At 68.7% G+C, this 24,431-nt stretch carries 20 protein-coding genes and 2 pseudogenes; 15 read left to right on the top strand and 7 right to left on the bottom strand.

Annotation, left to right across the window (positions count from 1 at the left end; translation table 11 throughout):
• The first annotated feature begins 2 nt into the window (after positions 1 to 2).
• Together ABZ552_RS22380 and ABZ552_RS22385 are read left to right on the top strand one after the other, a co-directional pair.
• Positions 3 to 323, top strand: a complete 321-nt coding sequence (locus ABZ552_RS22380; protein WP_281880270.1) for a 2Fe-2S iron-sulfur cluster-binding protein — start codon at positions 3 to 5, stop codon at positions 321 to 323.
• A gap of 3 nt (positions 324 to 326) precedes the next feature.
• On the top strand, positions 327 to 1,610 hold the full coding sequence (locus tag ABZ552_RS22385; protein ID WP_357439496.1) for an FAD-dependent oxidoreductase: 1,284 nt from the start codon (positions 327 to 329) through the stop codon (positions 1,608 to 1,610).
• 69 nt (positions 1,611 to 1,679) lie between these two features.
• On the opposite strand, the gene ABZ552_RS22390 is transcribed toward ABZ552_RS22385, so the two are convergent.
• The 6 genes from ABZ552_RS22390 to ABZ552_RS22415 all read right to left on the bottom strand — a co-directional run bounded on the left by ABZ552_RS22390 (position 1,680) and on the right by ABZ552_RS22415 (position 7,682).
• Positions 1,680 to 2,591, bottom strand: coding sequence for an alpha/beta hydrolase (locus tag ABZ552_RS22390; RefSeq protein ID WP_357439562.1), 912 nt, complete (start codon positions 2,589 to 2,591; stop codon positions 1,680 to 1,682).
• A gap of 61 nt (positions 2,592 to 2,652) precedes the next feature.
• Entirely contained in the window at positions 2,653 to 3,378 is a 726-nt protein-coding gene (locus tag ABZ552_RS22395) for a GntR family transcriptional regulator (protein WP_281880274.1), read from the bottom strand.
• Positions 3,375 to 4,634 carry a CaiB/BaiF CoA-transferase family protein gene (locus tag ABZ552_RS22400; protein ID WP_357439499.1) on the bottom strand — a complete coding sequence of 420 codons (1,260 nt, stop codon included), beginning with the start codon at positions 4,632 to 4,634 and terminating at the stop codon, positions 3,375 to 3,377. Before ABZ552_RS22400 ends, ABZ552_RS22395 begins: the two co-directional genes overlap by 4 nt.
• Positions 4,631 to 5,731 carry an acyl-CoA dehydrogenase family protein gene (locus tag ABZ552_RS22405; RefSeq protein WP_357439502.1) on the bottom strand — a complete coding sequence of 367 codons (1,101 nt, stop codon included), beginning with the start codon at positions 5,729 to 5,731 and terminating at the stop codon, positions 4,631 to 4,633. Before ABZ552_RS22405 ends, ABZ552_RS22400 begins: the two co-directional genes overlap by 4 nt.
• Positions 5,728 to 6,885, bottom strand: coding sequence for an acyl-CoA dehydrogenase family protein (locus tag ABZ552_RS22410; protein WP_357439505.1), 1,158 nt, complete (start codon positions 6,883 to 6,885; stop codon positions 5,728 to 5,730). The genes ABZ552_RS22405 and ABZ552_RS22410 overlap by 4 nt, the downstream gene beginning before the upstream one ends.
• On the bottom strand, positions 6,882 to 7,682 hold the full coding sequence (locus tag ABZ552_RS22415) for an enoyl-CoA hydratase-related protein (protein ID WP_281880278.1): 801 nt from the start codon (positions 7,680 to 7,682) through the stop codon (positions 6,882 to 6,884). Before ABZ552_RS22415 ends, ABZ552_RS22410 begins: the two co-directional genes overlap by 4 nt.
• A gap of 134 nt (positions 7,683 to 7,816) precedes the next feature.
• Between ABZ552_RS22415 and ABZ552_RS22420 the strand changes: the two genes are divergently transcribed.
• From ABZ552_RS22420 to ABZ552_RS22435, 4 genes are all read left to right on the top strand, one after another.
• Complete coding sequence (locus ABZ552_RS22420) at positions 7,817 to 8,575, top strand: SDR family oxidoreductase (protein WP_281880279.1); 759 nt, start codon at positions 7,817 to 7,819, stop codon at positions 8,573 to 8,575.
• Positions 8,572 to 8,973, top strand: coding sequence for a VOC family protein (locus ABZ552_RS22425; protein WP_281880280.1), 402 nt, complete (start codon positions 8,572 to 8,574; stop codon positions 8,971 to 8,973). Before ABZ552_RS22420 ends, ABZ552_RS22425 begins: the two co-directional genes overlap by 4 nt.
• 96 nt (positions 8,974 to 9,069) lie before the next feature.
• A complete protein-coding gene (locus tag ABZ552_RS22430) occupies positions 9,070 to 10,635 on the top strand; it encodes an FAD-dependent oxidoreductase (protein ID WP_357439509.1) in 1,566 nt (521 codons plus the stop codon).
• Between the two features lie 302 nt (positions 10,636 to 10,937).
• The gene (locus tag ABZ552_RS22435) at positions 10,938 to 11,900 is read left to right on the top strand and encodes an alpha/beta hydrolase (RefSeq protein WP_281880282.1); all 963 of its coding nucleotides are present in this window, start codon (positions 10,938 to 10,940) and stop codon (positions 11,898 to 11,900) included.
• A gap of 269 nt (positions 11,901 to 12,169) precedes the next feature.
• On the opposite strand, the gene ABZ552_RS22440 is transcribed toward ABZ552_RS22435, so the two are convergent.
• Positions 12,170 to 12,973, bottom strand: coding sequence for an IclR family transcriptional regulator (locus ABZ552_RS22440; protein WP_281880283.1), 804 nt, complete (start codon positions 12,971 to 12,973; stop codon positions 12,170 to 12,172).
• Between the two features lie 246 nt (positions 12,974 to 13,219).
• On the opposite strand from ABZ552_RS22440, the gene ABZ552_RS22445 reads away from it, so the two are divergent.
• The 9 genes and pseudogenes from ABZ552_RS22445 (at position 13,220) to ABZ552_RS22485 (ending at position 24,321) form a co-directional block, all read left to right on the top strand.
• Positions 13,220 to 14,302: a ferredoxin--NADP reductase gene (locus ABZ552_RS22445; protein WP_281880284.1), complete on the top strand. Its 1,083-nt coding sequence runs from the start codon at positions 13,220 to 13,222 to the stop codon at positions 14,300 to 14,302.
• Positions 14,303 to 14,433: 131 nt separating this feature from the next.
• Positions 14,434 to 15,633 (top strand): Rieske 2Fe-2S domain-containing protein, encoded by a 1,200-nt coding sequence (locus tag ABZ552_RS22450; RefSeq protein WP_281880285.1) that lies wholly within the window; start codon positions 14,434 to 14,436, stop codon positions 15,631 to 15,633.
• 43 nt (positions 15,634 to 15,676) lie between these two features.
• Positions 15,677 to 16,861, top strand: coding sequence for an acyl-CoA dehydrogenase family protein (locus ABZ552_RS22455; protein ID WP_281880286.1), 1,185 nt, complete (start codon positions 15,677 to 15,679; stop codon positions 16,859 to 16,861).
• A gap of 27 nt (positions 16,862 to 16,888) precedes the next feature.
• On the top strand, positions 16,889 to 17,839 hold the full coding sequence (locus ABZ552_RS22460) for a VOC family protein (protein WP_281880287.1): 951 nt from the start codon (positions 16,889 to 16,891) through the stop codon (positions 17,837 to 17,839).
• 188 nt (positions 17,840 to 18,027) lie between these two features.
• Positions 18,028 to 19,623: pseudogene (locus ABZ552_RS22465) on the top strand (NAD(P)/FAD-dependent oxidoreductase); the annotation flags it as partial.
• 228 nt (positions 19,624 to 19,851) lie between these two features.
• A pseudogene (locus tag ABZ552_RS22470) lies at positions 19,852 to 20,589 on the top strand (alpha/beta hydrolase); the annotation flags it as partial.
• Positions 20,586 to 21,473 (top strand): SDR family NAD(P)-dependent oxidoreductase, encoded by an 888-nt coding sequence (locus tag ABZ552_RS22475; protein WP_281880288.1) that lies wholly within the window; start codon positions 20,586 to 20,588, stop codon positions 21,471 to 21,473. The pseudogene ABZ552_RS22470 and the gene ABZ552_RS22475, both read left to right, overlap by 4 nt.
• Entirely contained in the window at positions 21,473 to 22,357 is an 885-nt protein-coding gene (locus ABZ552_RS22480; RefSeq protein ID WP_281880289.1) for an SDR family NAD(P)-dependent oxidoreductase, read from the top strand. The genes ABZ552_RS22475 and ABZ552_RS22480 overlap by 1 nt, the downstream gene beginning before the upstream one ends.
• The gene (locus ABZ552_RS22485) at positions 22,354 to 24,321 is read left to right on the top strand and encodes an NAD(P)/FAD-dependent oxidoreductase (protein WP_281880290.1); all 1,968 of its coding nucleotides are present in this window, start codon (positions 22,354 to 22,356) and stop codon (positions 24,319 to 24,321) included. Before ABZ552_RS22480 ends, ABZ552_RS22485 begins: the two co-directional genes overlap by 4 nt.
• Positions 24,322 to 24,431: the final 110 nt, after the last annotated feature.

Here is a 24,431-nt window from a genome sequence, read left to right on the forward strand (position 1 = left end):
CGATGCCGAAAGTGTTCTACACCCAGCCCGACGGCGTGGTGAAGGTCGTCGACGGCGTCGCCGGCGACTCGGTCATGTCGACCGCTGTACGGAACGGCGTGAACGGCATCGTGGGCCAGTGCGGTGGCACGCTGTCGTGTGCCACGTGCCACGTCTACCTCGATCAAAAGGAGCTCGGGTTCTTTCCGGAGCCCACCGAGGACGAGGACGACATGCTGGACTGCACGGCATCGGACCGGCAGGACAACTCACGCCTGTCCTGCCAGCTCGAATTGTCGGAGGGGATCGACCTGCACGTGACCATCCCCGAGGAACAGGTCTGAACGATGACCGCAGCGCAGGACATTCCTGGTGCGGAGGCGTCGGCGCCGCACAGCGTCGTGGTCGTCGGGGCCTCGCACGCTGGTGTGCAGCTCGCCGATCGCCTCCGCGCCGAGGGCTACACCGGAGAGATCACACTGATCTCGCACGAACCACACCTTCCGTACCAGCGGCCACCGCTGTCCAAGGCATGGCTGAAGGGCGAGGCGAGCAGTGACTCGGTGCTGTTGCGCGGCGCCGCCCACTACGCGGACCAGAAGATCGAACTGATCACCGGGGCGCGGGTGGAGAAACTCGAGCGGACCCCGGCGGGAGTGCAGGTGGAGTTCTCCCGGTACCGCGAGCGCCTCATCCGGCGGTTCGACCGGCTGGTGCTGGCGACGGGGGCGCGGGCGCGGCGGTTGACGCTGCCGGGCGCGGACCATCCCGACGTGTTGGTGTTGCGAGACCTGGACCACGCCCGGTCGCTCGCCACCCGGGTGCAGGCCGGGCCCATGGTCGTCGTCGGCGGCGGGTTCGTCGGCTTGGAGGTCGCCGCCACCGCGCGGGCACTGGGGGCGCAGGTAACCGTGATCGAGGCGGGTGAGCGGCTGCTCGCTCGCGCGGTGGGCCCGGACACGGCCGGTGTCCTGCTCGCCGCCCATCGCGCGATGGGCACCGAGGTCGTGCTGGGCGCGGCTCCGGTGGAGATCCTGCACGGGGACAACGGGATTCGCGCGGTGCGGCTCGATGACGGCCGTGAGATACCGGCCGTGACCGTGCTGGTGGGGATCGGGGCCGAAGCGCGCACCGAGCTGGCCGAACAGTTCGGGCTGGAATGCGATGGCGGAATCGTCGTCGACGAGCGGTGCCTGGCCTCCGACGGGTGGACGCTGGCGGTGGGTGACTGCACCACTCACGTGTCCAGCACCGGCAGCCGCTACCGGCTCGAGTCGGTGGACAACGCGGTCGAGCAGGCCAACACCGCAGCGGCGGTATTGCTGGGCAGGGCGGTCCCGGATCGGGCCGCCCCGTGGTTCTGGTCCGATCAAGGCGATCACAAGTTGCAGATCACGGGTCTCATCGGTGGCCACACTTCGATGCTGGTGCGGGTGGACCCGGATCGCCCGCGTCGCCGGGTCGCGCTGTACTTCACCGATGACGTGCTGATCGCCGCCGAATGCTTGAATTCTCCGGCAGACTTCGTGGCATTGCGGTCAGCGCTCGGCAAGGGCCATCGTCCCGGTCCAGAGGTTCTGTCCGACAACACCGTTCCGCTCAAGAAGCTCCTGGCGCCGGTGCGCGGCTGAGCATCGGGCACAACATGACACCGGCCCCGGAGCATCCGCTCCGGGGCCGGTGTCATGTTGTCGCGCCGGTTACGCCTGCCGAAAACGCGCCGCCACCAGGGCACCGACCTCGGCCATCGCCGCCCGAGCGCGGGCGACCGAGGCGGTCTGCATAGCGAAGCCATGGCCCACGCCCGGGTAGCGCAGCTGTGCGGTGGGTACGCCGGCGTCGCGCAGCCGGTCGCCGTAGGCCTCGACGGCGTCGCGGATCGGATCGCCGTAGCCGACGGCGATGATGGCCTGCGGCAGATCCGCGAGCGAATTCGCCAGCGCGGGTACGCCATAGGCGTCGTCGGCGGCTGGGTCCTCGCCCAGATACAAGCCCTTCATCCAGTCGATGTCCGCAGCGGTGAGAAAGGGGGAATCGCCGAACTCGCGCATCGACGGACGCTCTGTGCGTCGTTCGACGCCGGGATAGAACAGCACCTGCTGGGCGATGGCGGGCCCGGCCAGGTCCCGGCTGCGCAGCGCGGTCGCCGCTGCCAGGCCGCCGCCCGCACTGTCGCCGCCGACGCCGATGCGGGCGGCGTCGACGCCCCAAGCCGCGGCGTTCGCGCTCACCCAGCCCAGTGCCGCGTAGGCCTCGTCGTTGGCGACGGGGTAGCGATGCTCGGGTGCGAGCCGGTACTCGACGTTGAACACCACCGCACCGGTGACGTGGGCGACATCGCGGGCGAGCCGGTCGAAGGAGCGCAGCGTGCCCATGATCATGCCGCCGCCGTGGAACCAGACGAGTGCGGGCGCCCCCGTCTTCGGGGCCGCGTACGGGCGATAGACGCGCAGCGGAATGGTGCCGTGTGGACCATCGACCACCGTGTCGTGTACCGCCGCCATCTCCGGGCCGGGCGGGCGCACGATGGACTCGAGCGAACGTCGGACCGCCTCGACACCGACGGTGCGCGCCGGGGCCGCGGCGTTGCGCTCGATCCGTTCGACGAGCATGGCGACATCGGGATCCCAGGCGAAGCGGTACGGCGGATGCTCGGTCGGAACAGTCACTGCTCTACTCCTCGGGAACGGTGGGATCGGCCGGGTGAGCCGTAGCTGTGCGCGTGGCGCGCAACATGATCCCGGTGCTCGTCTCCCCACCTCGGCGGTGCTCGTTCATCAACTCGACGAGCCGCTCGTTGTCGTGGCGGGCGAGCGCTTCGATCATCTGGTCGTGTTCGGCCACCACGCGGGCGCGGGCGGCCGGATCGTAGAGGTAGGCGGCGTGGTACGGCATGGCCAGCGTCCACAGCCGCCGGATCTCGGCGACCACCAGGTTCAGTGGCGATCGCTCGAAGATCGCGAAGTGGAAGGCGTGGTTGTGCAGCCGCATGGCGAGCACGTCGCCTTGCTCGGCGGCGGAGACCACCAGTTCGGCGGCCCGGCTGACCTCGGCGAGGGCGGCTTCTGGAAACGGCGGCAGCGACCGCAGCACCTCGGGCTCGAGCGCGGCACGCATGAGGTAGATCTGGTCGAAGTCCGACTGTTGTAGACGCGCCACTGTGTAGCCCACGTTGGGCTCGTGCTCGACCAAACCCTCGGCGGTGAGATGGCGCAGCGCCTCCCGGATCGGCAACCGGCTGACGCCGAGCCGCTCGGCCATCAGGACTTGGCGGATCGGCTGGCCGGGCAACAATTCCCCGGACACGATCAGGCGCTCGATTTCCTCGACGACCCGGCCGGTTGCCCGTCCGACGTCCCGCACTCCATCCGTTGCCGTGCTCTCGGCTCGCTCGCTCACGGGTCTCCGAAGATACCAGCTGCCCGCAGCGCGGCGATCCGCTCGGCGCTGTAGCCCATGGCGCTCAGCACGCCCGCGGTGTCGGCGCCGCGCGGCACAGCGGGGCGCGGGGTGCGGTGCGGTGATCGGCTCAGCTTGACCGGTACACCGACACCTCGATAGTCCTTCGTCTCGAGGAACAGGCCGCGATGGCGCGTCTGCGGGGCCTGCAGCGCCTCGTCCACGGTGTTGACCGGCGCGGCGGCCACGCCGACCTGCTCGAGTCGCAGGGCCAGTTCCTTCCGCGACCACGGTGCGATCCGTTCGGCCAGGATCGCGACGAGTTCCTCACGGTGGGCGTAGCGCTGCCCGTTGGTGGTGAAGCGCGGGTCATCTGCGAGTTCGGGCACCCCGAGAGTCTCGGCGAGTGAACGAAACTGACGATTGTTGGCCGCGCTGACGAAGAAGTCGCCGTCGGCGGCACGGAATACCTGGTACGGCACCACCGTCGGATGGAAGTCCCCGGTCCGCTGCGGCACGTTGCCGCTGGCGACCCAGTTGGCCGCGTGCGGATGCAGGAGGGAGATGACCGAATCCAGCAGCGCCAGATCGACCAGTTGGCCCCGGCCGCTGCGCTCGCGTTCGAGCAGCGCCAGCAGGATGCCGTTGACCGCGAAGTTGGCGGTGACGATGTCGACGATCGGCACCCCCACCCGCAGCGGATTGCCGTCCGGGTAGCCGTTGATGCTCATCAGTCCGCCGAAGGACTGCAACACCGCGTCGTAACCGGGCAGCCCGCCCATCGGCCCGTCCACGCCGAAACCGGTGATGCGGCAGTAGATCAGGCGCGGATGCCGCTGTGCCAGCACCGTCTCGAAATCGAACCCCCAACGCGCCATGGTGCCCGCCTTGAAGTTCTCGATCACAACGTCAGCGCCGGCGAGCAGGTGTGCGAGGATATCGCGCCCTTCGTCGGTGCGCAGGTCGAGACCGATGTTGTCCTTGCTGTGGTTGAGGCTGGCGTAGTACGCGCTGCTGGCGCCCTCATCGACGAACGGCGGCCCCCAGCCGCGGGTCTCGTCGCCGCCGGGCCCCTCCACCTTGATCACCTCGGCGCCCTGGTCGGCCAGCATCTGCGCGGTGTACGGGCCGGCCAGCACGCGGCTCAGATCCAGCACGCGTAGCCCGCTCAGCACGCCGTTTGCGGTCGCGGTGTCCGCTGCGCGCCAAGCGGCGCGGCCGGCGACGCCCGTCTCGTCGGTGGTGGTGACACTCATCGTGAAGTCCTCTCTGCGGCAACGGCTCCGGTCGAATCGGTACCGGTGATCAGCTCCCACGGATCGGCGCCTCCATCGAGAATCTGCCCGGCCAGCACCTCGGCCCAATACCGCTCCGAACCGTAGCGGTCCCGCCAGCTCCACAACGCGGTGGTGGAGCGCCCGAGCATGTGCTCGGAGGTGAAGCCGATGGCCCCGTGGATCTGGTGCCCGGCGGCGGCAACTTCCCGGGCCGACGCGGAGGTCACCACTTTGGCAGCCGCGATCGCGCTGCGCCGTGCCGCGGAATCCTCGCTCGCGGCGTCGTGGGTCATGGCGGCCTCGGTCGCCGCCTCCATCAACGCGGTGAGCGCGGCGAGCCCGGCAAGCCGTTGCTGGATGGCCTGGAACTTGGCGAGCGGGCGGCCGAACTGGACCCGTTCGGCGGCATAGCGCAGTGTTCGATCGCGAACCGCACCCGCCGCAGCGGTCAGCGCCACCGCGTAGGACAGCGCGCCACGCTCGTTCAATTCTTCTATGGAAAAAGTTGATTCGTGCAGCTGGACCGGGGTCGCCTCGAAGTGGTAGTCATCGACCGAGGCGCCGAGCAGGTCACTGCCGCGCTCCACGGTGACACCGGGCGCGTCGGCCGCGATGATCGCGACCGACGGCCGCTCGCCCGCACCGGGCGCGGGTAGTAGCACCACCAGTATGGCGGCGTCGGACCCGTGGACCACGCCGGTGACGGTGCCGTCGAGCACCGTGCCCCCGGTGGTGTCGCGCGCGGTGCAGTGGTCTCCTGCGACAGCGAGGGTTGCGGGACCGCTCGCCGGGCTGCCGGTGCACTCGGCGATTAGGCGGCCGGCCAGCATCGTGTGCTCGAGCAGCATCGTGAGCGCGCCCCGCGCGGTGACGGCGTGCACCACCGACAGCGCGTCGGCCGTGCTGCCGCCGCTGCCGCCGTGCTCTTCCCGGATGCCGATCTCGGTGAAGCCCGCCTCGGTGAGGGCGGCCCACAGCGCGCCGTCGGTTCCCGCGGCGGGGGTGGTGGTGTCGATCCCGACGCGCTCGGCCATCACGGCGACCGCCTCGATCAATTCGGTGTTCCAGTGCGTCATCGCAAACCCATTCCGCGCGCGACGATTCCGCGCAAGATCTCGTTCGTGCCGCCACGTAGGGTGAACGCCGGGATGTGCAGAATCCCGGTCGCGAGCAGCCGGGCGAACGGGTCACCGCCCTCGCGGCGCGGTGTGACGTCCGTGCACGCGCGGATCGCCTCGACCACGTCGCCCTCGAAGGTGGAGCCGAGATCCTTGACCATCGCCGCGAGCACGTCGGGCTTGCGCCCGGCGGTGAGCTCGGTGGTGACCGCCAGAGACATCCGGCGCAGCCCCCAAGCGCGGGCGGTGAGCGCACCGAGGGTGACCCGCTGCTGCTCGGTGGCGCCGGTGCGCCGCAGTTCGGCCGCCCAGGCGCGCAGCAGCGGCATGGTCGACAGGTAGCGCTCCGGGCCGGAGCGCTCGAAGGCCAGTTCGCTCATCACCTGTGCCCAGCCCTCGCCGCGCCTGCCCAGCAGGGCGGCCGCGGTGACGTGCGCGTCGTGGAAGACGACCTCGTTGAAATGCGCGCCGCCATCGATGCTGCGCAGCGGGCGCACCTCGATGTCCGGATGGTCCAGGTCGACCAGGAACTGGGAGAGGCCGGCGTGGCGGTCGCCCGGGCCGCCGTCGGTGCGGGCGAGCAAGACCATCGCATGCGCCACGTGCGCGCCGGTGGTCCAGACCTTGGTGCCGCTGATCGTCCACGAGCCGTCGGGGTGTTCGATCGCCTTGGTCCGCACGGCGGCGAGGTCGGAGCCGGCGTCGGGCTCGCTCATTCCGATGGCGAAGAACAGTTCGCCCGCGGCGATGCCGGGCAGGTAGCGCTGCTTCTGCTCCTCGGTGCCGTTGGCGAGGATGCCGGGCGCCATCTGTCGGTCGGCCACCCAGTGCGCGGCGACCGGCGCGCCGTGGGCGAGCAGTTCCTCGGTGACCACGAAGCGTTCCAGCAGCGGCCGCTCGTGCCCGCCGTACCGGCGCGGCAGTGTCATGCCGAGCCAGCCGCGCGCGCCCAGCCGGGCACTGAAGGCCGGGTCGAAGCCGCTCATCCAGTTGTCCGGCGCGGGGGAGAAGGCACCGGTGTCGAGTTCCGTGCGTAAGAAGGCGCGGACCTCGTCACGGAGCCGCCGCAGGGCGGCGTCGTCGATGACCGAATCGGTGACGACGGCGGTCATCGGCCCGGTCCCCGTGACGACCAAGAGCCCTCGCCCTTGCGCGACATCGACCACATCTGCACGCCCCGCTCGATTTCCAGGGCCGACGACCAGCTGACCGCAGGAGGGCCGAGCTCGAGCCGGGCGCTGTTCATGATCCGGCGGGTGAGCTCCGCATCGGTGGCGGCCGGTGCGGTCAGCTCGGCGATGCGCGCGTCCAATTCGGACTCGTCGACGGCCAGGTGGGCCAGCCCGCGGGCGACGGCCTCGGTGCCGGACAGCGAGAGGCCGCAGGCGGCCAGCGCTATGGTGCTCGACCAGCCGACGGCTCGGCCGAGCAGGGCCAGGTGCCCGCCGCCCGGGTGGATGCCGCGGGCGAGGAATCCGCTCTCCAGCCGCGCCTGCGGGGTGACCACCATGAGATCGGTGGCCAGCGCGAGGTTGAGCCCGGCGCCGACGGCGCCGCCGACTACCCGCGAGATGGTCGGGACCGGCAGCATGCCCACTCGCACGAAGGCCCCGTAGACCGCGGATGTGCGGCTCACCGCTTCCGGCGAGGCGGGGTCGGCCGAGGAGGTCGCCAGGTCCCTGGTGTCGGCGCCGCTGCAGAAGTATGAGCCTGCAGCGCGCACCACGACCGCGCCTATGCCGGGATCGGTCTCCACCCGGGCGCAGAAGTCGCCGATGAGCGCGGCCATCTCCAGGGTGATGGCGTTCTTGCGGCGAGGGTTGTTCAAGGTGAGTTGCGCGACACCGTCGGTGAAGTCGGTCAGAACCGGCGGCTCGGGCGGCGTTTCGGCCGGATTGTCTGGCGTCATACGGGCACCGTAGCAGATTGGATCCAAAATAAAATCCAATAATGATTGACAATCTGGCCCTAGGCCTCGGAGAGTGGGCGGAGGCAGGACGCCACCCTGCGATTCGGTGGCGGAATCGATCGAAAGGTGAACTCGTGTTCGAGTTGGACGGACGGATTGCCCTGGTCACAGGCGCGGGCCAGAGCGTGGGCGAGGGGATCGCGATGGTGCTCGCGCGCCAAGGGGCGACAGTCGTGGTGAACGACCTTTTCGCTGATCGCGCGGAGCGAGTGGCCAAGGCCATCACAGCCGAAGGGCGCAAGGCCATCGCCCGGCCCTTCGACGTCACGGACTACCAGGCGACGGTGGACGCGGTGCGCTCTGCCGAAGCTGAATTCGGCCACCACGTCGACATTCTGGTGAACAACGCGGGCATCGCCGAGGACCGTGTCATCAAGCCCTTCCGGCAACTGGACCCCGAACAGTGGCCGCCGTCGATCAACCTCAACATCTACGGCGCACTGAACTGCATCAAGGCGGTCATCGACGGTATGTGCGACAACGGCTGGGGTCGCGTCGTGCAGATCTCGTCGGGGTCGGCACGCACCGGGCAGAACATCAATTACTCGATGTACGCGACCGGCAAGAGCGGCATCGAGGGCTTCATCCGTCACCTCGCCGCCGAGACCGGCCAGTTCGGCGTGACCGCGAACATCGTCGCCCTCGGCCTGCAGGCGAATCTGGCGGAGAAGATGTCGCCTGAGCAGCTCGAGCGGCTGATCGCGGGGATCCCGATCGGCCGGCTGGGCGACCCCTTCGAGGTCGGAGCGTTCTGCGCGTATCTGGCGTCGAACGAGGCCGGCGGGATGACCGGGCAGACCCTCGATTTCAACGGCGGATCGCAGACCCGATGAATGGCACGCCCACAGCGCCGGTCACCCTCTCGCTCACCGCGATCCGGGTCACCGACCTCGCCAGGTCCACCGAGTTCTACACCGCCGGCTGCGGTTTCGCCCGCGAGAGCGGGTTCTCCACCGGCACGTTCGACGCGGTGATTCTGCGCGCGGGGAGGGCGGGTGTCGAACTCATCGCACCGCATGGTGATCCCGCGCCGGTCGAGCACGGCACGATGTTCGTGAAACTGGTGCTCAACACCGCGGATGTGGTCGGCCTGCTGGCCGCGGCCTGTGCGCACGGGGGCACCGAGGAGATGCCCGCCACGACGTCCGCCAGCTTCGGCGGACGCACCATCGGCAAGGTCCGTGATCCCGACGGCCACCTGATCGAGATCGCCAGCCCTGCGCCGGAATAGCCCGACCGCTGAGCGGGATGGCCCGGTGGGACGGCGCCGCGCGCGGGCTAGCGTGACGCCGTTCACACCGAACGCAGAGATGGAGTGCAGTCGACGATGACCTGGGGCAGTACCTATGACGTTGTAGTGGTGGGCTCGGGTGCCGCCGCCCTGGCCGGAGCGCTGGCCGCGACCCATCGCGGTCTGTCCACCTGCGTATTCGAGAAGACCGATCGTTTTGGCGGCACGTCGGCGTATTCCGGTGGCAGCGTGTGGATTCCGGGCAACCACGTGCTGGCCCGGCAAGGCGTCGAGGACTCCGTCGAGAAGGGCCTGGCCTACTTCTCGGCCCTGGTCGGTGACCGCACCCGGCCCGAGGTGCAGCGCGCCTACCTGCAGACCGGCCCGGTCGTCGCCGACTTCCTGGAGAACACGATCGGCATCCCGCTCGAGCACCGCCCTTTCCCGGATTACTTCGACGCGCCGGGGCGCAGCGCCAACGGCCGCAGCATCTTCGCGCACCCGATCTCGGCGGAGGAGGTCGGTGACCGGCTCGGCGACATCCGGCCGATGGTGCCTGTCGACCAGTTCGGCATCCAGATGGACCAGTCTGTGCTCGACGGCGGCCAGGCCTGGATCGCCAGGATGCTGCTCGCCCTCGACAGTTCCGGCCACGCCGAGCTGAAGCTGCGCACCCGCGTCACCGGACTGGTGCAGGACGAGGAAGGCCGGGTCACCGGCGTCGTCGTCACCGGCCCGGACAGCACCGAATCCCGCATCCGGGCACGTGCCGGGGTGCTGCTGGCCGCGGGCGGTTTCGAGCGGTCGGCGCAGCTGCGCGCGAAGTGGCAAGACATGCCCAGCGCCGACTGGACCTCCTCGCACCCCGACACCGGCTCCGGCGACGCTCTTTCGCTGGTCGAATCCGTCGGTGCAGCAACAGATCTGCTGGACCAGTCGTGGTGGTGCCCGGCCACCCTGTTCCCGAACGGGCACGCCGCCTTCACCCTCGGCCTGCGGGCCGGCATCGTCGTCGACGGCACCGGACAGCGTTTCGCCAACGAGATGCTGCCCTACGACCGGATGGGCCGCGCCATGCGCGAACGGATGCGGCAGGGCCACGGCGACGTATTCTGGTACATCTTCGACAACCGGACCGGTGACGAATTGCCCGCCATCTGCGCTCCCACGCCGAACCGGGAGGAATTGTCGGCCGCAGGCCTGTGGCACACCGCCGGCGACATCGCGGAACTGGCCTCCGCGATCGGCGTCGATACTGATCGGCTGACCGCGACCGTGCGCCGCTTCAACGACTTCGCCGAACGCGGGCGCGACCAAGACTTCGGCCGCGGCGAGGATCCGTTCGGCCGCTTCTTCGTAGGTGCCGCGTCGCCGGAACAATGCCTGCAGCCGCTGAACGGATCCCGTCTCCACGCGGTGCGCCTGGTCCTCGGCGATCTGGGCACCAAGGGCGGCGCGGTGATCGACCACGTCGGCGCCGTTGAGCGTCCCGACGGGACCGTGATCCCCGGTCTCTACGCCGCGGGCAACTCCGCGGCCTCGGTGGCCGGGCCGGTGTATCCGGGCCCGGGCGTGCCGCTGGGCTCCGGCATGGTCATGGCCTACCGCGCCGTATCCGACATGGCCGGCAAGTTCAGCGGCGCCGACGCCACCGCTTCCTGACCGCAGGCGGGCCGCAGCGCGAACGCCGCGCCACGGCCCGCCCGTCACCGCCCGCGAGAACCGCAGCGCTGTACGTGAGTTGATGCGCCCGATCGCCGTCGTCACCGGTACCACGATCGAGATCGGCGGACACTCAACCCGGTTTCCGAAAGACGGCCTGCGGGTCGCCGATCCGGTTCGTGCGCGGTACGGCGGAACGCAGGACCTCACATCTTCCCGCACCCCGAATGGTCCGGTAGTAGGCCGAGCGGATCGACCACGTCACATGGAGCCGCTTACGTGAACCGAGATGAGGAGGTCTCGTGCCCGTTCCCCCGTTGGATCCCGACGTCGCGGCACGCATCGCGGCGCTCGGGTTGATACCGTCGATGCGTTCCCGCGGCATCGAGGCGGTCCGCGCGGGCGTCGAGGCCATGCCGGCGCCGGAGTCGATGCCCGCGATGGCCCAGATCGAGGACGTCACCATCTCGGGGCCCTACGGTCCGCTCGACCTGCGGGTCTATCGGCCGACGGTCGACTCCGCCGCGCCGGCGATGGTGTATCTGCACGGCGGCGGACTCGCCATGGGCTCGAACCGATCGTTCGAACCACTGGCACGGAACCTCGCGATGTCCAGCGGTGCGACGGTCGTCGCGGTGGACTACCGGCTGGCACCCGAGTGGCCGGCCCCGGTGCAGGTGGAGGAGGCCTACGCGGCTGCCGTGTGGGTGGCTGAGCACGCTCGTGACCTGCGTGTCGACGCCGACCGCCTCGCGGTGGCCGGGGACAGCGCCGGGGGCGGTCTCGCCGCCGGAGTGACCCTGCTGGCCCGCGACCGTGGCGGCCCGGCACTGTTCGCCCAGGTACTGCTGTATCCAGGGTTGGATCGCGACATGGGGGCGGCGTCGGTGGTGGCGATGCCCAACGCGCCGATGCTGCTCCGCGAGGACATCACGTACCTGCACGAGCTCGCCGAGACCGGCGCCCCCACGCCACCGGACTGCTACCGGATTCCCGCTTACGCAACGGACCTCTCCGGTCTGCCGCAGGCGATCGTGGTGACCGCCGAGGGCGACCCGATCCGGGACTGGGGCGAGCGCTACGCCGCGCGGCTGCGCGATGCCCGCGTGCAGACCACGCTCACGCGGTATCCCGGTGTGCTGCACGGCTTCCTGATGCGGGCGGAGAACTCGGCCCGAGCGATGCTCGCGATCGCCGAGATCGGGGCTCTGCTACGTGCCAAATTCGGCCATGTACTGCCGTGGTCGGAGACCCGAGGAGACTGAAAACCAGGCATCTCTGGGCACTGCGGCAGATCGGCGGTTCCATGGTCGCGAGGCTCGGTGAGAAGTGGGGCGTCGAGCACTATCTACGTGGTGTCCGCTGCTGATCCGAGCACAGCGGGGCGAAAGGGTGTGGCGCTATGAGCGCGGTGCCGCAAGCGGCGGCCTCGGTGGTGCCGATCGTGGCGCTGTGCCCGCTTTCCATATGGCAATTGCTCGTCTGATCCGTGCCAGCTGTGTACGCGCCATTTGCCCGGACCCGCTATCGGTCCCTACGGGTGGGCGGCAAGCTCCGCGGCTGTGCAGCGATCCCAGATCTCGCGGGCGGCTACGCGGACGGGTCCGACCAGTTTGCGGTAGTCGAGCGCGGTGACCGGCGCGCAGATGGAGAGACCGGCGAGGTTGCCGTAAAGGTGGTCCGGTGGGCCGATGGAGACGCCGACGCAACCGAGGCCGGAGAACGCCTCCCCGCGATCGAAGGCAGCCCCCCGGTCCCTGATGACGGCGAACTCGTCCTCGAGCTGGGCGTCGGAGGCGATGCTCTGCGTCGTTCGCCGGACCAGCTCACCGGCGTCGGTGCGCACGAGCCCATGCGCGACGTGCGGATTGCGGGTCGTCTCGGTGATCGCCAGCTGAACCTTGCCGACGGCGGTCAGGTGCGCGGGCACTCGCTGCCCCACGGCAGTGGGAGTCGGGCCGGAGGCGCGACCGTTGAACTTGGCGAGGTAGACCGTATCGCCGTGGTCGACCACGGCGAGCTGGATCGTGAGGCCGGTCCGGTGCGCGAATGCCTGCATGACCGGCCGCGCTCCCTGCAGCAGCCGGTTCTGATTCAGCGCGGCCTGGCCCAGCTCGTAAGCCTTGACGCCGAGTTCATAGGTCTGCTCCGGGGAGCGAGCGAGCCACCCGGCGGTGGCGAGCTGCTCGAGCAGGCGATGCGCGGACGAGCGGGGCAGACCGGTTCGGGAAGTCACCTGGGCGAGGGTCAACGGGCCCGCGCCGTTGAACGTCTCCAATACCAGCGCGATCCGCTCGACGACCGAGACCGGCACGCCCGCGGGACTTGATGTTCTCACTCGACCTCCCAGCACCTCGTCACATCACTGTGACGGGAGTCACGGTACTACCACGTACATGTGCGGTTCAAACGGCCCGCACCGCGTGTGTGCACCGAGGATCACACGAGAGCGCCGTCACAATCGCACAAACTTCCCGATCAGCGAGACGTTCCGGACCGGACCCGCGATCCCGCGCCTAGCGTTCCGGGTGCTCCGATCCGGCCGGACCTGGAGCATGCATGATCGACACGACCAGGAGGGCGGATGTCCACGGATACGAGTGCCGGTCTGGAGGCCCTCGCGGACTCGGTGACGATCACGCCGGAATCGCGCGGCCGTCGGGTCCGGGTGCTCGAGGTCGTCGAGGAGACGGCCGACGCGCGGTCCTTCGTCGTGGAGCCGCTCGACGGAACGGACACCGGCTACCAGGCCGGGCAATTCCTCACCGTCCGGGTGCCCGACGTCGGCACCGGCTCGGCACGGTGCTACTCGCTGTCGAGTTCACCAGACAGCGACGCGGCCATGAAGTTCACCGTCAAGCGGGTCGAGGGTGGCCACGGCTCCAACTGGCTGTGCGACACCGTCTCGGCCGGCGACGAGTTGGAGGTGCTGCCGCCCGCGGGCACCTTCACCCCTGCCTCGCTGGACCAACCGGTGGTGCTGGTCGCCGGTGGCAGCGGCATCACCCCGGTGATCGCGATCGCCAAGTCGATCCTGTTCGCCGGCAGCGGCGACGTGGTGCTGATCTACGCCAACCGGGACCAGGACTCGGTCATCTTCGGCCGCGAACTGCGAGAGCTGGAGCAGCGGTTCGCCGACCGGTTCTCGGTGATCCACGTGCTGGAGTCCGTACAGGGGTATCCGACTCGGCGCACCCTGTCGCTGCTCCTGCGTCCCTTCCTCGACCGCTCGGTCTACATCTGCGGGCCGACGCCGCTGATGGATCTCACCACCGAGGTGTGCGCGGCCGAAGGCTTCCCGGCTTCCCGGGTGCACTCGGAGCGGTTCCTCTCACTGCAGAGCGACCCGTTCACCGCCCGAACTGCCGACACCGGTCCGGACGCGGGGGGTGAGGTGGTCGCCCAGGTTCGGGTGCGCATCGACGGTGCCGAGCATGAGGTGCCATGGACGGCGGGACGCAAGTTGCTCGACGCTCTGCTCGACGCCGGCGTGGAAGCACCGTACTCGTGCCGGGAGGGCGCGTGCAGCGCCTGTGTCTGCTCACTCACCGAGGGCCGGGTGAATCTGGCCCGCAACGACATCCTGACCGAAGACGACCTCGCCGAGGGTTACATTCTGGCCTGCCAGGCGGAACCGGTGAGCGACGAGATCGCGATCGAGTACTGAGGACTGGCGGCACCCGATGGAATCGCCGTCCCACTCAGCAGGAGATCCACGTCACACCGGGAATCGCGCTTGCCAAGCTGGTGGTAGTGCGCCGAGTTCTGCGGTCGCAGCCCATTTGACCAGGAGGAATCGTGACTGCCACCCCTGCAACCGGAGACCGGGTCCGTGTCATCGACACCGGCTTGCCACCCGAGCGGTACGCCCGTGGCTGGCATTGCCTGGGCCTGGTTCGCGACTTCGCCGACCGAAAGCCCCACCAGATCTCCGCTTTCGGCACCGAGCTCGTCGTATTCGCCGGGGAGGACGGAAAGATCAACGTGCTCAACGCCTTCTGCCCCCATATGGGCGGCAACCTGGCGCACGGCACCGTGAAAGGCGACACGATCGCATGCCCTTTCCACGACTGGCGCTGGCGCGGTGACGGCAAGTGTGCGGCAATCCCGTACGCCCGGCGGGTGCCGCCGCTGGCCCGCACCAAAGCATGGCCGACGATGGAGATCAGCGGGCAGCTGTTCGTCTGGAACGACCCGCAAGGCCGCAAGCCCCCGGCCGAGCTGACGATCCCGGAGATCCCCACCTACGGTGACCCGGGCTGGACCGATTGGGTGTGGAACTCGATCCTGGTGGAGGACTCGCACTGCCGGGAGATCGTCGACAACGTCGTGGACATGGCGCACTTCTTCTACGTGCACTACGGCATGCCGACCTATTTCCGCAACGTTTTCGAAGGGCACACCGCCACCCAACTCATGCGCTCACGGCCGCGTGCCGACGCGGTGGGGGTCAGCACGAACACCACCGACCTGAGCACCGAGAGCCGTTCCGACGCCACCTATTACGGTCCTTCCTACATGGTGGACAAGTTGTGGAGCGCCCAGTACGCCGACCGCGACGAGCCGAACATCTACCTGATCAACTGCCACTACCCGATCACCCCGACGTCGTTTCGGCTCCAGTACGGCGTGCTGGTGGAGAAGCCTGCCGGGATGGACGACGAGGCCGCCAACGCGATGGCCGCCGCTGTCGGCCGGGGTATTGCCATCGGTTTCGAGCAGGATGTCGAGATCTGGAAGAACAAGGCGCGCATCGACAATCCGCTGCTGTGCGAAGAGGATGGCCCGGTCTATCAGCTGCGCCGCTGGTACGAGCAGTTCTACGTCGACGTCGAAGACGTCAAGCCCCAGATGGTCAACCGGTTCGAGTTCGAAATCGACACCGAACGCGCCCTGCAGAACTGGCAGGCCGAGGTGGACGCCAACCTGGCCGCGGGCCGCAGCGCTATCGCCCCCAACCTGGCGGCGAACCGCGAGGCCGCTTCCACCGGTTCCTGACAATCCAATCCTCCCATTCAGACTTCACGGACCAGGAGTTCCGATGTCCTACACCGTCCTCGACAACATCGTCGCCATCGCCGACGAGATCCGCGCCGCCGCGGAGGAATCCGATTCGCTGGGCAGGCTGACCGACGGCATGGCCGCCCAGCTCAAGGAAGCCGGCCTCATCCGGCTGCTGCAGCGCAAGAAGTACAACGGTTACGAGGCACATCCGCGCGAGTTCGCCGAGACCGTCATGAAGACCGCGAGCATCTACGGCTCGGCGGGCTGGGTCGGCGGCATCGTCGGGGTGCACCCCTGGCAGCTTGCCTTCGCCGACCCGAAGGTGCAGGACGAGGTGCTCGGCGCGGACGGCGACACCTGGCAGGCCTCGCCCTACATGCCGGGCGGGGTCGCGGTGCCCGCCGACGGCGGCTACGTGATGAACGGGCGCTGGCAGTTCTCCTCGGGCACCGACCACTGTGACTGGATCTTCCTCGGCGCCATGGTCGGCGGCCCGGACGGCAAGCCGCTGATGCCGCCGCAGGGCCTGCATGTCATCCTGCCCCGTTCGGATTACGAGATCGTGGCGGATTCCTGGGATGTGGTCGGGCTGCGCGGCACCGGCAGCAAGGACATCGTCGTGAAAAACGCCTTCATCCCGAGTTACCGGGTGATGGACTCGGCGAAGGTCATGGACGGCACCGCGGCCAAGGAGTACGGCGTCACCGAGACGCTGTACAAGATGCCCTGGTCGACCATGTTCCCGCTGGGCATCACCTCGGCGACCATCGGCATCTGCGAGGGCGTGCTCGCCGCCGGAATCGCCTACCAGCGCAACCGCGTCGGCGCCACCGGCACGGTCGTCAAGGACGATCCGTACGTGCTGCACGCGCTGGGTGAGTCCGCCTCGGAGATCGACGCCGCCCGTCAGCAGTTGCTCGCCAACGTCGACCGCATCTACGACAGTGTCGACCGGGGCGAGGAGATCGACTTCGAGACCCGCGCCCGGGTGCGCCGGGACCAGGCGCGTGCGGCGTGGCGCGCGGTCCGCGCCGCCGACGAGATCTTCGACCGGGCCGGTGGCAACGCGCTGCGTATGGACAACCCGCTGCAACGGTTCTGGCGCGACGCCCACGCGGGCCTGCACCACGCCATTCACGTCACGAGCACCACCTACCACGCCGCTGCCCTGGCGTCGCTGGGCGTGGAGGTCCCGCCGGGACCGCTGCGCGTGATGATCTGACCGGTTCGGAAAGGAACACGAGCAACGATGACCGAAATCAAGGGGCTCGGCTACGTCCGGGTTCTCGCCACCGATATGGAGCGCTGGCGCGAACTCGGTTTCGAGGTATTGGGATTCGCGCCGGGCTTCGGTCCGGAAGAGGATGCCCTGCACTTCCGGATGGACGAGCGGCCGGCCCGCATCACCGTCGAACGCGGTGACGTCGACCGGGTTACCGCCGTCGGCTGGGAGGTTCGCGACGGCCTCGCGCTGCGCCGGCTGGCCGAGCATCTGCGGTCCGCCGGATTCGAGACCACCCCGATGTCACAGGAGTTGGCCGACCGGCGCAAGGTCGAGGCCGGGTTCAGCATGAAGGATCCCGGCGGCACCCCGCTCGAGTTCTTCCACGGCCCGGTGCTCGAGCACAGCCCGGTGCTCACCAAGTATGGTCAGCGTTTCGTCACAGGACAGCAAGGCATGGGCCATGTGGTGATGCCGACGACCAACTTCGACGAGTCCTTCGCCTTCTACAACGAGACGCTGGGCTTCCTGTCTCGTGGCGCGTTCCGGATGCCCTCGCCGCCGGAGGCCCCGCCATTGCGGATCCGGTTCATGGGTGTCAATCAGCGCCACCACAGCTTGGCGATCATGCCGAGCCTGGAAGGCCGCGATCCGGGCCTGATCCACGTGATGGTCGAGGTCGACGAACTCGACGCGGTCGGCCGCGCCTACGACCAGGTGCTGGCCCGGGACTTCCCGGTCTCCTCCACGCTGGGCAGGCACACCAACGACAAGATGATCTCCTTCTACGTCCGGGTGCCCGGCGGCTGGGACATCGAGTACGGCTACGGCGGCAAGCTCGTCGACGAGAGCTACTACACCGCCGAAGAGATCACCGCGGACAGCTACTGGGGTCACGAGTGGATGTGGATGCGGGAGATGAAGGAAGCGCAGAAGGCCGCGGCGGCCGCGGACACGGGGGAGTCGGTCGGCGCGTGAGCGCGACCAGCATCGGATGACCAGTGCCGGGGCGGGAGTGCGCCGCCCGCCCCGGCGTCGCCGCGGGCAGTGCCGCCGGCTCGGGGAACCCGAAGACCGCTGGATGGGAGCGCGCCGTTCCGGAAGGCATTGCGCGACTTACGGTGTGGCTCCAGCCGACGATCACCTCATCGAGGGAAGTGAATCAAGTGACAACTCAGGACAGCGATTTCGACGCCGTCGTCGTCGGGGCGGGGATATCCGGCCTGTACGCGGTGTACAAGCTGCGCGGCCGCGGTATGCGCGTGCACGGCTTCGAGTCCGCCGAAGGCGTGGGCGGCACCTGGTACCACAACCGGTACCCCGGTGCGCGTTGTGATGTCGAGAGCATCGACTACTCCTACTCCTTCGACGAGCAGTTGCAGCAGGAGTGGACCTGGTCGGAGCGGTTCGCGACGCAGGAGGAGATCCTGCGCTACCTCGATCACGTCGCCGACCGGCACGATCTGCGCTCTGCTTACGACTTCCTGACCCGGGTGACCGCCGCTGTCTACGACGAGCAGGCCCAGCGGTGGACGATCTCCACCGACACCGGCCGCACCGTGACCGCGCGCTTCTGCATCCTGGCCACCGGTGTGCTGTCCGCGACCAACATGCCCGACATCCCGGGCCGCGACACCTTCGGCGGGGAGGTCTACCACACCGGCGAATGGCCGCACGAGTCCGTGGATCTCACCGGCAAGCGGATCGGCGTCATCGGCACCGGCTCCTCCGCCATCCAGGCCATCCCGGTGATCGCCGAGCACGCCGAGCACCTGTATGTCTTCCAGCGCACGCCGAACTACTCGATCCCGGCGGGCAACCGCCCGCTGGATCCGGAGTTCGTGGCCGAGGTCAAGGCGAACTACGCCGAGCGGCGCAGGCTGTCGAGAATCAGCGGCGGCGGCACCCCGAACAGCCCGTACCCCAAGGGCGCACTGGAGATCGATGCCGCCGAGCGGACCCGGATCTACGACGAGTGGTGGCAGCGCGGCGGCTACCTGTTCGCCAAGGCATTTCCGGACCAGACGACGAACCTGGCCGCCAACGACACCGCGCGCGAGTATGTCGAGGCCAAGATCCGCGAGATGGTGCGCGATCAGGAGCTCGCCGATCAGCTGATCCCGAACGACCATCCGATCGGTACCAAGCGGATCGTCACCGACAGCGGCTACTTCGAGACCTACAACCGCGACAACGTCACCCTGGTGAATCTGCGGCGCACGCCGATAGAGGAGATCACCGAGACGGGGGTGCGGACCACGGCGCAGTCCTACGACCTCGACGTGCTGATCTTCGCCACCGGTTTCGACGCCATGACGGGATCGTTGTCGCGCATCGATATCCGCGGCCGCGGCGGACGAGAATTGCGCGAGGACTGGTCGGCGGGCCCGCGGACCTACCTCGGGCTGGCGGTCGCCGGGTACCCGAACATGTTCATCCTGGCCGGTCCGGGCAGCCCCAGCGTGCTGGCCAACATGGTGCTGATGGCCGAGCAGCACGTGGACTGGATCGCGGGCTGCCTGGACCATCTCGACGAACACGGGCACACCACCATCGAGGCGACCGAGGAGTCGGTCGAGGAGTGGGTGGCCGAGTGCAACGCGAAGGCGGCGGCCACGTTGTTCCCCTCCGCCAACTCTTGGTACATGGGCGCGAACATCCCGGGCAAGCCGCGGGTCTTCATGCCTTACATCGGCGGGTTCGGCAACTACAACAGCATCTGCTCGGAGGTGGCCGCCGCCGGATACAAAGGATTCGACCTCGGCGGCGCCAGGGTCCCAGCGGCGGGCTCGCGGCGACGGCCGGACCTGCACCCTGATGTCGAGGCCATGCTCGCGGCACTGGAGTCGTTCCCGGATGTGACGCAGCACGAGGCCGCCGAACTGCGCGAGCTCATCGTGTCCCGGCGGGCGCCGCTGACGCGCCTGCCCCGCATGCGCATCGCCGAGGACCGGGTGATCGAAGGCCCTGGCGGTGATCTGGCGGTGCGCGTGTACGTGCCCGAGCGCGACGCGAAAGCGCCGCTGCCGGTGGTGGTTTTCGCGCACGGCGGCGGATTCGTCTTCTGCGATCTGGACAGCCATGACGAATTCTGCCGATCGATGGCCGACGCGGTCGGCGTCGTGGTCGTCTCGGTGGACTACCGGCGCGCGCCCGAGCATCCCGGCCCCGCGGCGATGGAGGACATGTACGCGGCGCTGACCTGGGCGGCCGCGCATGCCGCCGAGTTCGGCGGCGACCCGGGTCGGCTCGCCGTGGCCGGTGACAGCGCGGGCGGCAATCTGGCTGCCACCGTCAGCCTGGCCGCGCGTGACCGCGGCGGGCCGCCGATCGCCGCCCAGATCTTGCTGTATCCGGTGATCGACGACGACTTCACCACCGAGTCCTACCGGCTCTACGGCGAGGGCTACTACAACACCACCAAGGCCATGCGCTGGTACTGGCAGCAGTACGCGCCGCACGGCACCGACAGCCCGTACCTGGTGCCGAGCCGGGCCGAATCGCTGGCTGGGCTGCCCGCGGCGGTGGTGGCGACCGCCGAGCTGGATCCGCCGTGCTCGGCGGGGGAAGACTACGCCCGGCGGCTCGCGGAGGCGGGTGTCCCGGTCACCGCTCATCGTTTCGACGGATTATTCCACGGATTCCTGACCTTCCCGAGCCTCTCGCTGACCGGTCCGGCGCGAGAGGTGCTCTGGCAGCTGATGCGCGACGTGCTGGAGGTGTCATGACACAGCGACTTACGACGAAGATCGCCCTGGTAACCGGCAGCAGCCGGGGGATAGGCCGGGCCATCGCGCAGCGTTTGGCCGCAGAAGGCGCGACCGTCGTCGTCACGGCCCGGTCGAACTCCCCGCGACCGTCGATCCGTGACGGCGCCACTCACGTGCTGTCCGGCTCCCTCGGGGAAACCGTGCAGCTGATCGAAGCGGCAGGCGGTCGGGCGATCGCCATCCCGGCCGACCTGGAGGACGTCGAACAACGTGCCGGCCTTGTCGACAAGGTCGTCGAGGAACTCGGCGGCATCGACATCCTGGTCAACAACGCGGGTTTCGCGGACTACAGCGTGATCGAGAAGATGAGCGACGCGACGTTCCACCGGACCGTCCAGCACTACCTCGAGGTGCCGTTCGCGCTCTGCCGCGCCGCGATCCCGCACCTGCGCAAGCAGGGCAGCGGCTGGATCGTCAATATCGGATCATCGACCGGTCTGAGCCCCATCCGGCCGTTCCGCGAGTACAACAAAACCTCCGGCGACGTCGTGTACGCCTCGGTCAAGGCCGCGCTGCACCGCTTCACCCAGGGGCTGGCCGCGGAGTTGGTCGACGAGGGCATAGCGGTCAACGCCGTGGGACCCTCGACCGCCATCATGACTCCGGGAGCGGCGACGCTCCTTCCGGAGGACTACGACACCGAGCCGGTCGAATACCTCGCCCAAACGGTGCTGGAGATGTGCACGATGCCCGCCGTCGGCCGTACCGGCCTGGTGGCCTTCAGCTTGCACTTCCCATGGGCGACGAACACCCCGGTGATGTCGCTCGACGGGCGCACCGAACTGCCACGGCGAGAACCACCGGCATGGGCCAACCCCCACATCCTCCCGGAGGGAGTGTGATGGCCACGACCGCACGAGAACGGTTCTCCCACGGCACGGCCGTGGTCACCGGTGCGGCGGCAGGAATCGGCCGCGGCCTGGCCCGCCACCTCGGCGTCCTCGGCATGACCGTCGTCGTCGCCGACATCGACGAGGACCGCGCCGCCGGTGTGGCCGCGGAGATCGTCGAGCACGGCGGCAACGCCCAGGGCTTCGGGGTCGATGTCGCCGACGCGGGCGCGGTCGAGGACATGGCCGCGACGATCTTCGCCCGGCACGGCAGCGTCGAACTACTGATCAATAACGCGGGGGTCGAGTCGGCGGGACTGCTGTGGGAAATAGATCCCGCCCGGTGGCGCAGGCTCATGCAGATCAACGTGGACGGGGTCTTCTACTGCTTAAAGTCCTTCGTGCCGCGCATGATCGAGGCGGGTACCCCAGCATGCATCGCCAACCTGTCCTCGGTCGGCGGTCTGAACACCGTCGCCGTGCAGTCGCCCTACATCGTCAGCAAGTTCGCGGTGCAGGCGATGACGGAGTGCCTGTGGCAGGACCTAGCGGTCGTCGGCGCTCCCATCCAAGTCAGCGCGGTGGTGCCGCATTCGATCCGCAGCGAGATCTTCCTCGCGGCCCAGCGCGACGCGCCCACCACCGACCCGACCGCCAACGCGGTGTTCGCCGCGATGCAGCGGGACAACGTGGAGAAGGGGCTCGACCCGCTCGAGGCCGCCGAGCACATGGTCGAACAGATCGCCCGCGGCGACTTCTGGGTCTTCTCCGACGATGCCATGTGCACCGCCTCGGCGACCCGGCGCGGTGAGCAACTGCTGTCGCTCAGCCCGCCCTCCAACCCACGAGACATGCTCGCCCGGATGGGCGTGCCACTCCCGGAAGGTAGCTCATGACCGAGACCATCGTCGCCGGCGTCTCCGCCGCAGGCCGAGAAGCCGCGTTGCAACAGGCGATCGCGGAATGCGAGCCGGCGCCGCTTCTGATGTCGATGGTGCACGTGACCGGTGATCTCGGACTGCTCGACGAGTTCGGCGCGCGCCTGTCGCTCGAGGAGCCGGGTAACCACTACCGCACCGGCACACGGCCGACGGTACCGCCCGGCACCTATCCCGACGACGTCGCCGCCGACATCCGCGCCCGCGCCCGCGAGGTGCTCACCCCGGATTCCGTCGCCGCGCTCGGGGTGCCGGACGACGAGTTGTTCCGCCGAATGGCGACCGTCTGCACCGCTCAGCGGGTGGATGCGGAGTTCGTGCCGATCCTGCTGGAGCAGGCCGGATTCACCAAGGATCGACGCCACGTCCCGGTGACGGTGACACCGCCTGCCGACTTCGAAGTGATCGTGATCGGTGCGGGCATCGTCGGCATCAACGCGGGAATCAAGCTCGGAGAGGCCGGTTTCCCCTTCACCATCTTCGAAGAACGCGAAGATATCGGCGGTACCTGGCATCGCAACACCTATCCCGGCGCGGCGGTGGACACTCCCAGCCACTACTACTCCTACTCGTTCGAGCTCAACCCGAACTGGACCCGCTACTATCCGACCGGCCCCGAGTACCAGAACTACCTGCTCGATGTGGTCGAGAAGTACCGGCTGCGCGAGCACATCCGATTCGGCAAGCGGGTGCGGTCGGCGACCTGGCTGGCAGAGGACAACCGCTGGGAAGTGGTGACCGAGGACCGCGACGGCATGGTCACCTGTCACCGCGCTCGCGCCGTGATCACCGCGCTCGGCATGCTCAACGCGCCCAATATTCCCCACGTGGAGGGTTTGGACACCTTCGCGGGCACGATCGCGCACACCGCCGAATGGGACACCGGCATCGACCTGCACGGCAAGCGGGTCGTGGTCCTGGGCACCGGCTGCACGGCGGTGCAAGTCGTGGCGAGCATCGTCGACGAGGTCGACACCCTCGATGTCGTCGTTCGCAGCCCGCACTGGCTGGTGCCCGAGAAGACCGTCGGAGGCGACGTGCCCGCGGGCGAGAAGTGGGCGATGGCCAACCTGCCCTTCTACGACAAGTGGTTCCGGCTGCGCACCTACTGGTTCGCCTCGGACAACCTCTACCCGCTGCCGCGGATCGACAAAGAGTGGGCGGCCACCCACCTGTCCGCGTCACCCGCCAACGACATGGTGCTGCGCACCGCACTGGAGTACTTGGACAAGAGCTTCCCGGACCGTCCCGACCTGGTCGAGAAGCTGACCCCGGACTTCCGCCCGTATGCCAAGCGAATCGTGAAGGACCCCGGCTTCTTCGCGGCACTCAACCGCGAGCATGTGACCCTGCACCGCGCCTCGTTCCAGCGTGTGACGCCCGAAGGCGTAGTCACCACGGAAGGCTCGTTCATCCCCGCCGACGTGATCATTCTTGCCACCGGGTTCAAACTCCAGTTCACCACCACGATCGACATCACCGGCAGGGACGGCCGGACCCTGGCCGAGGTGTGGAAGGGCGGCGAGGACCCGCGCGCCTACCTGGGTGTGCAGGCGTCGGGCTTCCCGAATCTGTTCGTCACCGCCGGGCCCAACGCCGCGCCGAACCACGGCGCCGGGCACAACATCACCGGCGAGGAACAGGTGCACTACATCATCGAGTGCCTGCAGTACCTGTTGGAGAACGACCATGCCGCCATGGACGTCGAACAGGAAGCGCTGGACGAGTACAACCGCCGCGTCGACGAAGCGCTCGATGAAACCGTGTGGGTGCATCCGGGTGCGCAGGTCAACGGCTACTACCGCAACAGCGCGGGCCGGGCGGTCGTGCCGTGCCCGTGGCGCCTGGTCGACTACTGGACGATGCTGCGCGAGCCGCACCCCGAGGATCTGATCTTCCTTCCGCATCGGACCGCGTCATGATGCCGAAGTTCGATTTCCGATGCGCCGGTCGGCCGTGAAACCCGCTGGTGGAAAAGTCGTCTCCGGCTGCCGCGTGCACGGCATCGGGTGTTCCGGCCAACGGGAGAGGT

This window comes from Nocardia sp. NPDC019219 (assembly GCF_040632645.1).
In the GTDB taxonomy this organism is placed as follows: Bacteria; Actinomycetota; Actinomycetes; order Mycobacteriales; family Mycobacteriaceae; genus Nocardia; species Nocardia sputorum.

Excerpts from the sequence above, each read along its gene's own strand:
- ABZ552_RS22380 (WP_281880270.1), top strand. The coding sequence starts at position 3 with ATGCCGAAAGTGTTCTACACCCAGCCCGACGGCGTGGTGAAGGTCGTC.
- ABZ552_RS22385 (WP_357439496.1), top strand. The coding sequence starts at position 327 with ATGACCGCAGCGCAGGACATTCCTGGTGCGGAGGCGTCGGCGCCGCAC.
- ABZ552_RS22390 (WP_357439562.1), bottom strand. The coding sequence starts at position 2,591 with ATGCTCGTCGAACGGATCGAGCGCAACGCCGCGGCCCCGGCGCGCACC.
- ABZ552_RS22400 (WP_357439499.1), bottom strand. The coding sequence starts at position 4,634 with ATGAGTGTCACCACCACCGACGAGACGGGCGTCGCCGGCCGCGCCGCT.
- ABZ552_RS22405 (WP_357439502.1), bottom strand. The coding sequence starts at position 5,731 with ATGACGCACTGGAACACCGAATTGATCGAGGCGGTCGCCGTGATGGCC.
- ABZ552_RS22410 (WP_357439505.1), bottom strand. The coding sequence starts at position 6,885 with ATGACCGCCGTCGTCACCGATTCGGTCATCGACGACGCCGCCCTGCGG.
- ABZ552_RS22415 (WP_281880278.1), bottom strand. The coding sequence starts at position 7,682 with ATGACGCCAGACAATCCGGCCGAAACGCCGCCCGAGCCGCCGGTTCTG.
- ABZ552_RS22425 (WP_281880280.1), top strand. The coding sequence starts at position 8,572 with ATGAATGGCACGCCCACAGCGCCGGTCACCCTCTCGCTCACCGCGATC.
- ABZ552_RS22430 (WP_357439509.1), top strand. The coding sequence starts at position 9,070 with ATGACCTGGGGCAGTACCTATGACGTTGTAGTGGTGGGCTCGGGTGCC.
- ABZ552_RS22445 (WP_281880284.1), top strand. The coding sequence starts at position 13,220 with ATGTCCACGGATACGAGTGCCGGTCTGGAGGCCCTCGCGGACTCGGTG.
- ABZ552_RS22455 (WP_281880286.1), top strand. The coding sequence starts at position 15,677 with ATGTCCTACACCGTCCTCGACAACATCGTCGCCATCGCCGACGAGATC.
- ABZ552_RS22460 (WP_281880287.1), top strand. The coding sequence starts at position 16,889 with ATGACCGAAATCAAGGGGCTCGGCTACGTCCGGGTTCTCGCCACCGAT.
- ABZ552_RS22475 (WP_281880288.1), top strand. The coding sequence starts at position 20,586 with ATGACACAGCGACTTACGACGAAGATCGCCCTGGTAACCGGCAGCAGC.
- ABZ552_RS22480 (WP_281880289.1), top strand. The coding sequence starts at position 21,473 with ATGGCCACGACCGCACGAGAACGGTTCTCCCACGGCACGGCCGTGGTC.
- ABZ552_RS22485 (WP_281880290.1), top strand. The coding sequence starts at position 22,354 with ATGACCGAGACCATCGTCGCCGGCGTCTCCGCCGCAGGCCGAGAAGCC.